Below are 11,904 nucleotides of genomic sequence, written 5' to 3' on the forward strand. Positions count from 1 at the left end.
AAAAAGGAATGTGATTCTGTTATTCGTGCGCAACGCAATCGCCACGAAAGTCGAACCACTACACACAACGATCACCTTCGATACCTGGGTAGCTCCTCGCCCGCTAAAAATATGGCCCTCCCATCCAACAAGAGTTCTCTCACTCATATTCCCGACCGGCTAGCCAATCTGGTCCTGCTGCTGTGCTGGTCGGCGATTCTTTCCGAAGGCTACGACGTCGGCGTGATGGGAACGATCATCCCGGTGTTGTCGGTCGATCCGGTCTGGCATCTCAATCCGATTCAGATCGGCGCGATGAGTAGCGCGGCGCTGGTAGGCACGGTCATCGGCGCGGCCATCATCAGCCTGATGTCGGACGTGGTAGGCCGTAAGCGTCCACTGATCGGTTGCGTGGCGCTCTTCTCACTGTCCATGCTGGCTGCCGCCTGGGCACCGTCACCGGAACTGTTCTCGATCGCGCGCTTCATCGGCGGCGTCGGTCTCGGCGGGCTGATTCCGGTTGCCGCGGCTTTGACGGTCGAATATTCGCCGCTCGAAAAGCGCAACCTGAACTTCGCGCTGATGTACTCGGGCTATCCACTCGGTGCGCTGCTTTCCGCGTTCGCCGGCATCCTGCTGATGAAAGACGGCAACTGGCGCCCGGTCGTCGCGATCGGCGGCATTCCGCTGCTTTTTACGCCACTGATGATTGCCATGCTGCCGGAGTCGCTCGACTTCCTGCTCGCGCGCAATCTGAAAGACAAAGCCTCCGCATTGCTCAAAAGACACGGCCTGAGTTGGGAATCGGTCGACCACAGTGCGAAGGCTAGCGATGCTCCGCGTCAGAGCATGATTTCCGGCCTGATTGAAATCTTCTCGAGCAAGATGATTGCCGCGACGATTCTGCATGGCATCGCGCAGTTCACCGCGATGATCGTGATTTACGGGCTCGGTTCGTGGCTTCCGCAATTGATGCGCCGAAGCGGCTACGACCTCGGTTCGTCGCTGACATTCATGATCGTTTTCGATCTGTCATCGGCAATCGGCGGCGTGCTGATCGGCCGTATCGCGGACCATTTCGGCACACGTCGCACGATCTCGCTGTCATTCATCGTCGGCGCATTCGGCATCGCCGCACTGCCCTTCTCACACGTCACGCTGATCAACTACTTCTTCGTCGCGCTCGCAGGCTTCGGCAGCATCGGCGTCGCGCTCGTGATGCTTGGCTATATCTCCGGCTGGTACGGCCCGCGCGCACGGGGTGCGGCAAGCGGCTACGCGGTGCTGGTCGGCCGCGCTGGTGCGATGTTCGGCCCGATGCTGGGCGGTGTGCTCGCTTCGATGAGCCTGCCCCCGTTGTGGAACTTCGTGGCGTTCGGCTGCGTTGCCTCGGTTACCGCGCTGGTCGTGGGCGTCACGCCGCGCTCCCAGGCCGCCGCGTAGCCCTCTTCTGATTTACAGCAAGACAGCCGCGCGCATTCTCGCAACCCGCGCAGTTCCTTTCATTTTTTCACGGGGTTCAATATCTTGACCAAAATAACAAAAGTTAGCGCCACGCTCATCGCGGCGGCGACAGCAGGACTCGCGTCAGGCGCGGCACAGGCGCAAAGCAGCGTCACGTTGTATGGCAGTGTCGATTTCGGCGTCAATTACACGAGCAACATCGGCGGCGGTCATGTCGTGCAGGCGGTCTCGGGCAATAGCGAACCCGACAAGTGGGGCTTGCGCGGCGTGGAAGATCTGGGCGGCGGCCTGAAAGCCATCTTCCAGTTGGAAAACGGCTTCACGGTAACCAACGGCCAGGGCACGAATCCAGGCTCGATGTTCAACCGCAAGGCATTGATCTCGCTGTCCTCGAACGACTACGGCACGGTCACGATGGGTCACGGCCCGTCGATCGCCAGCACGTGGGTCAATCCACTGACCTCGTCGGTTCTCGCTGACATTTACGAAAACTACCACCCCGGCAATATCGACGAGTTAACCACGAGCAGCAAGGCACTCAACGACAACATGGTGCGCTACACCACTCCGTCGTGGCGCGGACTTCAGGCCGCGGCGGAAATCAGTCTCGGCAATACGACCAATTTCGGCTACGGTCGCAGCACCGGTTACGGCGTCAATTACAACTCCGGTCCGATCCGCGCCGCCGTCACTTACGAAATCGAGGCAAACCGCGCGACGAGTATCGGCAACAGCATCGGCATCAGTTCGTTTCAGGGCGTAGACGGCTCGACGACCTATGTCGCCGACAAGCTTTCCAACCTCGCCGCGGCTTTCGTCTACGACCTGGGACGCTTCTCGCTGCACGCGCTATACACGAACGTACGTCTCGAACATGGCCCGGATGCCGATACATTCCAAACCTACGAGGCGGGGACCAGTTTCCGTCCGAACCCGTTCAATCAGATGGACGTGACCGCGTACACGTCGACACTCGATAGTTACCGCTGGACGCAAGTCAGCGCGGTGGAACAACACTTCCTGTCGAAATCGACATCGATCTACGCCGCCGTGGCTTACCAGCATGCGACGGGCGGCGCGAAGGCCGTGATCTATTCGAATGGCCCGTCGTCGGGTGCAAACCAGTTTGCGCTATACACCGGCGTCCATCATTCGTTTTGACCCGTCTGATTTCCGTTTCATTTCAATTCGTCGGTCAGGTTGCGGGCCCGTTGCTCGCTGCCGCTGTGTCGAATTACATCGGTTTGCGCGCGGTGTTTCTGATGACGGGTCTGTTACTTCTCATTGGTTGCGTGTACACGTGGCTTGTATTCGTTCAGCGCCCTACACCGCAGAACGCGTGAGTCTTTCCGCTGGTCCCGGTTAGCCCGACCACAGGCTAACCGGAATGTCCTGGCAAGCGCCGTTGCTTAGCGCGGTTGGCGCGACGCCAGCAAATCCAGCACCGCCTTCGCGGTCGCGGCTGCCGACTGCGGGTTCTGTCCGGTCACGAGGTTACCGTCGATCACGACATGCGAACTCCACGGCGCACCCGCATCGAACGATGCGCCGGCATCGCGCAACCGATCTTCGAGCAACCACGGCGCGTTTGCCGCGAGGCCGACCTGTGTTTCTTCAACGTTCGTAAACGCGGTCATCCGGCGCCCCTTGAATGCCCAGCTAGTCGCATCGCCGGCTGAAAGAAAGCTGGCCTGCCCATGGCAAACGGCTGCGACGATCATGTCCCGGTCGGCCAGCGCAGTGCTCAGCGCGTTGCCGACGGCTTCGTCCACGGCCAGGTCCTGCATCGGGCCATGCCCGCCGGGCACGAAGACGACATCGAATTCGGACACGTCGAGGTCTTCGATACGAAGCGGCGATTTGAGTACATCCTCGTGCTTGTCGAGGTAAGCGGACAGCGCTTCGGTCTTCGCCACATCGCCCTGATTCGCTTGCGCGGAAAGGCTAACCTGATCGACCGTGGCCGGCTTTCCGCCCGGCGTCGCAATCGTAATCGTCACGCCAGCCGCGCTCAGCACTTCGTGCGGAGTGGCGAATTCTTCGGCCCAGAAACCGCTCGGACGCCGCATGCCGTCTTTCTGCGTCCATGAGGTCGCGCCAGTGAGAATCATCAAAACTGAGTGCATGCAATCTTCCTTAAAGTAAGGCTCGTTATGTGCCGGAACACGGCCGGCTATTCGAAAGCCGGCATGCAAAGGATGTCGCTCTCTGCGATACTGCCAGGCGTTCTACGCCGCACGCGAGCGGTCAGTCGATTCGACTGGAAGCAGTGTGACGATCAACGATCTGGCCGTAAATGAACCCGATGCGATTTCACAATTCCTGCCTGAGGAATGCTGTCCGGAGCGATACATGAACCGATTCGACGCGCTACGTATCTTCTGTATCGCGGCGGAAAGCCTGAACTTTCGCGACGCGGCGACCCGGCTGGGCATATCGCCTCAGGTGATAACCCGGGTCGTCAAGAAGCTGGAGGAAGAAATAGGCGAGCCGCTATTTCATCGGAGTACGCGCGGGGTTCGCTTGACGCATTTCGGCGAGTCATTCGCGCTCAGAAGCGCGCAGGCGATTGCCGGCATCGATGACATCTTCTCTTCGAGTCTCGCGAGTGCGCACGACGAGTTGAGCGGTGTGGTTCGGATCGCGACGCCTGGCGCACTGGGTCGACGCTTCATTACGCGCGGCCTCGCGCCGTTGCTGGCACAACATCCTCAACTGATCGTCGACTTGCGTCTGTCGGAAATCCTGGCGGATGTCGTGGACGAGCAGATCGACATCGGCGTTCGAATCGGCCCGGTGCGCGACAATCGCTTTATCGCGCGATCGGTTTCGACGGCATCGTTGCATTTCGTCGCCGCGCCTGCGCTGCTGAAGCGCATCGGGACTCCGGCAAACAGGGACGCACTATTGCAGGCGCCGTTGACGACGCTGATCGACAGGAACACCGGAAGGCCGTGGCCGCTGATGTTCAACGACGGCGATCAGCACATCCCGACGAACCCCGTGTTCATCACCGACGATCCCGAGAGCGAGTGCGAAGCCGTTGCCGCCGGCATCGGTATCGGGCAATTACCGGGGCATCTCGCACTGCCTTTGTTGCGCGAAGGCTATGTGGTGACGCTGCTGGATCGGCTGAATCCTCCGCCATCGACACTGTATGTGTACCGGCCTCACCGAACCCCGGTACCGGCGCGCGTTCGCCTTGTCTTCGACGCGCTCTGCGCGATTCTCGAAGACTGTGAGAAGCCGCAGCACTCCGTTACATCGGCGTGAGGACGACTGGATATTCCAGATGATCGTTGATGGCCTTCACGCCCGGCGCGCGCACTACACCGCAATGGTCTTCGTCGACTTCAACGCAATCCATGTCATGCCTTCGCGCAAGCCTTCCAGTACCGCGTCGCGCTCCGTGACGAAGATCGTCGAATGATGAAACGTATGTTCGAAGTCGCCGCCTGGCGACGCATGCGTGACGTGGATCGTCGCCTGGAAGCCGCCGTCTTTCACGGCATCGGTCTGCACGCTCACGGTCCAGCTTCCCTGCCGCGCGTTTGCCGAAATAGTCATTGAATGCTCCTTGTCTTTGCGCTCGCACTTCGCGAACGCTCGCGCCGTGAAACCGCACCTCAAGCGTAATCGCGCGCCACGTTGCGTCGTTGATCCACGTCAAGCGCGGCTGGACACACCGGCAAGCGTCCGACCAGCGAGACCCACGCCCGCTTGTGTCATTCGACACGACAGTCCAGAATATTCACACCATTGTGGTACAGATCCAGGTCTCGGTGCACTGACGTGCAATCGGCTAGACTGCGCAGTGCCCGCCTCCGCGCGAGCAGCTTTTATTGCATCACGGAAGTGAAGATCACACTATCGACTCCAGGATTGGCCCGATGCTTTTAACGCCCGATGCCGAAGTGCAAGGCACTCAAGTTTCCGACGCACCCTATTCGTCGCTGTCGACACGACAGCATCAGATGTTTCCGACGCTGACGCGCGCGGAACTCGAGCGCGTACGCCGCTTCGGCGAACTGCGCGACTGGCAGGCCGGCGAGCAGGTCTATAAATCCGGCCATCCGAGCCCAGGCATGCTCGTGATACTGTCGGGCCGGGTACGCATGACCCGCCGCGACCGGCATGGCGTCGAGCACACGGTCACCGAGCATGGTCCGTCGCAGTTCTCCGCTGAAGTGGGCCAACTGTCCGGCCGCCCGTCGCTGGTCGACGGCACCGCGGTCGAGCCCGTCAGCGCAGTGGTAATCGCACCGGACCGCCTGCGCGAGCTGATCGTCGCGGAAGCCGAAATCGGCGAGCGCATGATGCGCGCGCTGATCCTGCGGCGCGTTGCGCTGATCGAGCAAGGTGCCGGGCCGGTGCTGGTCGGCAAGAGTCACGACGCGCGGCTACGGTCGCTGCAAGGCTTCCTGACGCGTAACAGCCATCCGCATACGGTCGTCGACGAAAGCGATGAAGAGGCGTTTCGCCTCACTGAAGAATTCGGCGCGGAAGCCGACGATCTGCCGCTCGTGATCTGCCCGGACGGCAAGGTGCTGCGCCGCCCGACCGATCCCGAACTGGCCTCGCATCTCGGCCTGCTGCCGGACCTCGACGAGCAGTGCGTGTACGACGTGGCGATCGTCGGCGCGGGGCCCGCGGGGCTCGCTACGGCGGTTTACGCCGCCTCCGAAGGGCTGTCGGTGGTCGTGCTCGACAGCCGCGCGCCGGGCGGCCAGGCGGGCGCCAGTTCGCGCATCGAGAACTACCTGGGTTTCCCGACCGGCATCTCGGGCCAGGCGCTGGCCGGCCGCGCATTCGCGCAGGCGCAGAAGTTCGGCGCGCACATCGCGATTCCGATGACGGTCAAGGCGCTGCACTGCGACGAACATCCGCATCGGCTCGAACTCACCTGCAAGAAGGGCCTTCGCATCGGCAACATCCGCGCGCATTCGATCGTGATCGCGAGCGGCGCCGTGTATCGCGGCGCGAATCTGGATGGGCTCGACAAGCTCGACGGCCGCGGCGTCTATTACTGGGCGTCGCCGGTCGAAGCGAAACTGTGCAGGCATCAGGAAATCGTCGTGGTGGGCGGCGGCAATTCGGCCGGCCAGGGCATCGTCTATCTGGCGTCGCACTGCGCGCACATTCACGTGCTGATTCGCCGCGGCGGCTTCGAAGCGACGATGTCGCGCTATCTGATCGACCGCATCCGCTCACTGCCGAACGTGACCGTGCATCCGCACAGCGAAGTCGGTTGGCTCGAAACAGACGATACGGGGCTGTCGTGCATCGGCCTGAAGGCGCCGCTGCCCGACGGTGCGGATCGCTTCGATCTGCGCCATCTGTTCCTGTTCACCGGCGCGCAACCGAACACCGCATGGCTACGCACCTGCGGCGTACAGCTCGACAGCAAAGGCTTCGTTCTGACCGGCAGCGATTCGGCGTGCGATCTGGAAACATCGGTAAAAGGCGTGTACGCGATCGGCGATGCGCGCGCCGGTTCGACGAAGCGCGTCGCGGCGGCGGTAGGCGAAGGCGCGGCGGTGGTCGCGCAGATCCATCAGGCGCTTGCCGCGCGCTCCGGCGAATATCAGCCTTGCTAACTTCTCCATTGCGGGCGGCCGCGCATGTAACGCCCGGCCTCCGCAGCCTCCCGCACACCCGTGCTAAAGCGCGCGCTGCACGCGTTGCGCGACCCGCTGCAACGCGGGAAGAAACGACTGCGTTAGCGTTTCGCGGCTAACCCGCCCCGAAAACGCACTGACGCTGATCGCCGCCTCGATCGTGCCGCTGCGCCCGCGCACCGGCACGGCCATCGAACACATGCCGACTTCGAGTTCGTCATAGCTGAGCGCATAGCCGTCAGCCTTCGCCTGCCTGATTGCCGCCGTTACCGCGACGACGTCCGTGAGCGTATGCGCGGTAAGCGGCTGCATGGGCACCGCGTCCAGATGACGACGAATCTCGTCGTCGCTCAATTCCGACAGCAGCACGCGCGCGGTCGCCGAGCAGTACGCGGGCAACCGTCCGCCTAGCTTGACGCCGGTCGACACGAGCCGCACCGCCTCCGCGCGCGCGACGAACACCGCGTAACCATCGTCCAGCACCCCCAGCGAAACGGACTCCTGCAATTCATCGCGCGCCTCGGCGAGCAGCGGCTGCGCGATCTGCGGCAGCGACGACGTGCTCAGGTACGCACTGCCGAGCCGCAGCATGCGCGGCAGCGGCATGAAGAACTTGCCGTCGTGCGACAGATAGCCCAGATCGACGAGCGTCAGCAGACAACGGCGCGCGGCCGGCCGGCTCAGATCGGCGTAACGCGCGGCGTCCGCGACGGTCATCCGGCTGGTCGATGCACCGAACGCTTCGATGATCGCGAGCCCCTTCGCGAGCCCCGCCATTCCTTCCTTCGCACGCCCTTGTGCAGGCGCTTCGCCGGTTTCTTCGGACGAAGTCTCGCCGTCCTGTCCGTTGACAGGCCTTTTGATCGATGTCATATTTTATCTAAATATCGAACACTGTACGATATTCGAACACATTCCAGCGATGCAGTCAACTGCGTCGACGCGGACATACCGCAAGCGAAAACGATGAACACCGGAGGCAGGCAACGTGCGCATAGGCGACACGCGCGCCGCCACTCCGACATGCATGGAGCGAGCCCTTGAACTACATCCCTATCCAGCCGGCGCCGCGCGCCAGCATCACGTGGCCGTCGGAAGGACTGACGCGCGTGCCCTATACGGTCTTTCAGGACCAGAAGGTCTACGCGGACGAACAGGACGCGATTTTCCGCGGCCCGAACTGGAGCTATCTGTGTCTCGAAGCGGAAGTGCCGAATCCGGGCGACTTTCGTACCACGCGGGTCGGCGACGCGCCGGTCGTCGTTACCCGTGCCGAAGACGGTGAGCTGTATGCGTTCGAAAACCGTTGCGCGCACCGCGGCGCGCTGGTCTGCCTCGAAGACGAAGGCAACGCGAAGGACTTCAGCTGCGTGTATCACGCGTGGACCTACAGCCTGCAGGGCGACCTGGTCGGCGTGGCGTTCAAGGACGGCATCAACGGCAACGGCGGCATGAAGTCCGACTTCCGCATCGGCGATCACAACCTGCGCAAGCTACGCGTTGCAACATTGCACGGCCTCGTATTCGGCAGCTTCTCCGACGACGTGCCGCCGCTCGACGAATACCTCGGCGACGAGATCAACGAGCGCATCGCGCGCGTGCTCGAAGGTCGCCAGCCGGTCGTGCTGGGCCGCTTCACGCAGATGCTGCCGAACAACTGGAAGCTGTATGTCGAGAACGTGAAGGACTCGTATCACGCCAGCATCCTGCATCTGTTCTTCACGACGTTCCAGCTGAACCGGCTGTCGCAGCGCGGCGGCATTCTGGTGTCGGAGAACGGCGGCAACCACGTCAGCTACTCGGCCGTCGATCACGCGGCCGCTGAATCCGCGCCGCCAGCCTCGAACGACTACGCGCAACAAAACATCCGCTCCGACAGCGGACACCGCCTCGAAGACACCTCCGTACTCGCCGGCACCGACGAATTCGGCGACGGCATCACGTTGCAGATTCTGTCCGTGTTCCCCGGCTTCGTGCTGCAGCAGATCCAGAACGCGATCGCGATCCGTCAGATCCTGCCGAACAGTACCGAGGAAACCGAACTGAACTGGACCTACATCGGTTTCGAAGACGACACGCGCGAGCTGCGCGAAATGCGCATGCGGCAGTCGAATCTGGTCGGGCCGGCGGGGTACGTATCGATGGAAGACGGCTGCGTCGGCGGCTTCGTGCAGCGTGGCATCGGCGGCGCGAGCGAGCATCGCTCGGTACTCGAAATGGGCGGCGATACCGCCGACAGCAGCACGAGCCGCGTGACCGAAGCGTCGATCCGCGGCTTCTGGAAGGCTTACCGCAACGCGATGGGGTATTGATCAGCATGGCCAACGACACTTTTCAACGCATCGCTCGCGCGCAGGCCGAGTACGTCCGCTGTATCGACGACGGCGATCTCGCCCAGTGGCCGGATTTCTTCACCGACCAATGTCTGTACCGGATCACTACCGCCGATAACCATCGGCGCGGCCTCGCCGCCAGCATGATCTACGCGGCCTCGCGCGGCATGCTGATCGATCGCGTCGCATCGCTGCGCGACGCCAATATCTACGAGCGTCATGCGTACCGGCATCTGCTCGGCCAGCCGTACATCGTCGAAGAAAGCAACGGCGAAGCGCGCAGCGAAACGTCGTTTATGGTCGCGCGCATCATGCGTAACGGCACGACGAGCCTGTTCGCGACCGGGCGCTATTGCGATGTGTACGTGCTCGGCAGCGAGCAGGTGATGCTGCGCGAACGGGTGGTCGTGTGCGACAGCTCGCGGATCGACACGCTGCTGGCGCTGCCGCTATGACGACGCGCTCGCTGACCATTGCGCTTGCGATCGGCGACCCGAATGGGATCGGCCCCGAGATCGCGCTGAAGGCCGCCGCGCAGCTGTTGACGGATGCATCCGCGCCGCGCGTCGTGCTGTTCGGCGATGCGCACGTGATTCATTGGTACGCCGATCGCTGCGGCACAGGCCTGGCAATGCGCGAAGTGCAGGCCGACACATTGCCGCCCGCGGCGCCTCGCACGCTCGACTTCGTCGATGTCGCGTCGCTGCCGCGCGATGCCTTCATGCCGGGCCAAGTATCGCCCGCGGCCGGCACTGCGACGCTCGCGTACGTGTCGGCCGCGCTCGCCGCCGCGCGCGCAGACACAGTCGACGCCGTGATCGCCTGCCCGCACTCGGAGACGGCGATCAACGCGTCCGGCGTCGAATTCGCCGGCTATCCGGGCTTTGTTGCGTCGCAGATGGGCCTGCGCGCCGACGACGTTTATCTGCTGCTCGTCGGCGGTGGGCTGCGCATCGTCCACGCGACGCTGCACGAAGGCATTCGCGGCGCGCTCGCGCGGATCGACCAGCAACACGTGGAAGGCGCGGCGCGTGCCGCGGTCGCGGCGCTTCAGCGCATGGGCCTGGAACGCCCAGTCGTCGGCTTGATGGGCATCAACCCGCACGCGGGCGAAGGCGGACTGTTCGGCCGGGAAGACATCGAGATCACCGAGCCCGCTGCCCGCACGCTGCGCGAGGCCGGCATCGACGTGATCGGCCCGCAGGGCGCGGACCTGTTGCTCGCGAATCCGGATGTCGACGTGTTCGTCGCGATGTATCACGACCAGGGCCATATTCCGGTGAAGCTGCGGGCCGGCCGACATTCCGCCGCGATGTCGGTCGGTGCCGGCGTGACTTTCTCCAGCGTCGGACACGGCAGCGGCTTCGACATCGCCGGCCAGCTGCGCGCGGACCCCGCGCCGCTGCTCGGCGCGATCCGCCTCGTCACGACAGGCAGCGTGCTCGCGGATAACGCCGCTCCGCTCCAGTCCTGAACTGCTTTTGGAAAACTTATCTTGGACTATCAGATTTCCGTCGCGGGCAGCGACATCGCATTCCGCTGCGAAGAAACCGAAACCGTGCTCGACGCCGCCGAACGCGTCGGCTATGCCATCCCGTACTCGTGCCGCAAGGGTGTGTGCTCGACCTGCGAAGCGGGCGTGATTGCAGGCACTGCATCTTCGTCCGTGCAAGGCCGCATCGAGGGACCGGCCGAACAGGTGTTGCTGTGCTGCCTGTGCCCCACAGCGGATTTGACCATTGCGCCGCGTCGGATCGAGAAGCGCGAGCCCGCCGCGCGCAAGACCCTGGACATGACGGTCTATCGGGTCACGCAGCCGGCCGCCGACGTCAGCATTCTGCAGCTTCGCCTGCCGACCGGCGTGCGCGCGAAATTCCGCGCCGGCCAGTACCTGCAAATCGAACTCGACGATGGTAGCCGCCGCAACTATTCGATGGCGAATCCGCCGCACGAAAGCGACAGCGTGCAGTTGCACGTGCGCCATGTGCCGGGCGGACGCTTCTCCGAAGGCATGCTGCGCGGACTCGACAAGGGCCACAAGCTGCGCGTCGAATTGCCGTTCGGCGAGTTCTCGCTGCAAGAGGCATCGACGAAGCCGGCGATCCTGATCGCGACCGGCACCGGCTTCGCGCCGATCAAATCGATCGTCGAGGATGCGATCAAACGCAAGCTCGACCGGCCGCTGTATCTGTACTGGGGTGCGCGCCGTCTGGAAGACCTGTATCTGCGCGAGCTCGCCGAAAAGTGGGCGAACAGCGGCCGCCTGCACTTCGTGCCGGTGCTGTCCGATCCGCAACGCGAATGGAGCGGTCGATGCGGCTTCGTTCACGAGGCCGTACTCGAAGACTTCGGTTCGCTCGATGGCTACCAGGTGTACGCATGCGGCAATCCGTCGATGACGAGCGCCGCCCACGCCACATTTACCCAGGCCGGCCTCGCCGAAGACGACTTCTTTAGCGACGCCTTCGTTCATACGGACCAGGCCGCGTAATCGCAGCCTCGTTCCTCAT

General features: G+C 63.1%; 11 protein-coding genes. 8 read left to right on the forward strand and 3 right to left on the reverse strand.

Annotated features, from left to right (window positions below):
• Window positions 1–111: 111 nt before the first annotated feature.
• Both L0U82_RS29890 and L0U82_RS29895 read left to right on the forward strand, forming a co-directional pair.
• Entirely contained in the window at window positions 112–1,422 is a 1,311-nt protein-coding gene (locus L0U82_RS29890; RefSeq protein WP_233836720.1) for an MFS transporter, read from the forward strand.
• A gap of 84 nt (window positions 1,423–1,506) precedes the next feature.
• Window positions 1,507–2,604, forward strand: a complete 1,098-nt coding sequence (locus L0U82_RS29895; protein WP_233836723.1) for a porin — start codon at window positions 1,507–1,509, stop codon at window positions 2,602–2,604.
• A 248-nt stretch (window positions 2,605–2,852) separates the two neighbouring features.
• Here L0U82_RS29895 and L0U82_RS29900 read toward each other — a convergent pair whose 3' ends face one another.
• On the reverse strand, window positions 2,853–3,569 hold the full coding sequence (locus L0U82_RS29900; protein ID WP_233836725.1) for a type 1 glutamine amidotransferase domain-containing protein: 717 nt from the start codon (window positions 3,567–3,569) through the stop codon (window positions 2,853–2,855).
• Between the two features lie 226 nt (window positions 3,570–3,795).
• Here L0U82_RS29900 and L0U82_RS29905 point away from each other — a divergent pair, with 226 nt between their 5' ends.
• The gene (locus L0U82_RS29905) at window positions 3,796–4,716 is read left to right on the forward strand and encodes a LysR family transcriptional regulator (RefSeq protein WP_233836727.1); all 921 of its coding nucleotides are present in this window, start codon (window positions 3,796–3,798) and stop codon (window positions 4,714–4,716) included.
• A 54-nt stretch (window positions 4,717–4,770) separates the two neighbouring features.
• Here L0U82_RS29905 and L0U82_RS29910 read toward each other — a convergent pair whose 3' ends face one another.
• Window positions 4,771–5,010 carry a hypothetical protein gene (locus L0U82_RS29910; RefSeq protein WP_233836729.1) on the reverse strand — a complete coding sequence of 80 codons (240 nt, stop codon included), beginning with the start codon at window positions 5,008–5,010 and terminating at the stop codon, window positions 4,771–4,773.
• Window positions 5,011–5,333: 323 nt separating this feature from the next.
• Between L0U82_RS29910 and L0U82_RS29915 the strand changes: the two genes are divergently transcribed.
• Window positions 5,334–7,040 carry an FAD-dependent oxidoreductase gene (locus L0U82_RS29915; RefSeq protein WP_233836731.1) on the forward strand — a complete coding sequence of 569 codons (1,707 nt, stop codon included), beginning with the start codon at window positions 5,334–5,336 and terminating at the stop codon, window positions 7,038–7,040.
• 63 nt (window positions 7,041–7,103) lie between these two features.
• Here the strand turns inward: L0U82_RS29915 and L0U82_RS29920 are convergent, their stop codons facing one another.
• Window positions 7,104–7,934: an IclR family transcriptional regulator domain-containing protein gene (locus L0U82_RS29920; protein WP_233836732.1), complete on the reverse strand. Its 831-nt coding sequence runs from the start codon at window positions 7,932–7,934 to the stop codon at window positions 7,104–7,106.
• A gap of 167 nt (window positions 7,935–8,101) precedes the next feature.
• Here L0U82_RS29920 and L0U82_RS29925 point away from each other — a divergent pair, with 167 nt between their 5' ends.
• Genes L0U82_RS29925 through L0U82_RS29940 form a run of 4 tightly spaced genes read left to right on the forward strand, consistent with a single transcriptional unit; the run spans window position 8,102 to window position 11,885 of the window.
• Window positions 8,102–9,373: an aromatic ring-hydroxylating oxygenase subunit alpha gene (locus L0U82_RS29925; protein WP_442793683.1), complete on the forward strand. Its 1,272-nt coding sequence runs from the start codon at window positions 8,102–8,104 to the stop codon at window positions 9,371–9,373.
• A 5-nt stretch (window positions 9,374–9,378) separates the two neighbouring features.
• On the forward strand, window positions 9,379–9,849 hold the full coding sequence (locus tag L0U82_RS29930; protein WP_233836733.1) for an aromatic-ring-hydroxylating dioxygenase subunit beta: 471 nt from the start codon (window positions 9,379–9,381) through the stop codon (window positions 9,847–9,849).
• Window positions 9,846–10,868, forward strand: a complete 1,023-nt coding sequence (locus tag L0U82_RS29935) for a PdxA family dehydrogenase (RefSeq protein WP_233836734.1) — start codon at window positions 9,846–9,848, stop codon at window positions 10,866–10,868. Before L0U82_RS29930 ends, L0U82_RS29935 begins: the two co-directional genes overlap by 4 nt.
• 21 nt (window positions 10,869–10,889) lie before the next feature.
• Window positions 10,890–11,885, forward strand: a complete 996-nt coding sequence (locus tag L0U82_RS29940; protein ID WP_233836735.1) for a 2Fe-2S iron-sulfur cluster-binding protein — start codon at window positions 10,890–10,892, stop codon at window positions 11,883–11,885.
• Window positions 11,886–11,904: the final 19 nt, after the last annotated feature.

The sequence above is a fragment of the Paraburkholderia sp. ZP32-5 genome (assembly GCF_021390495.1).
Lineage (GTDB): Bacteria > Pseudomonadota > Gammaproteobacteria > Burkholderiales > Burkholderiaceae > Paraburkholderia.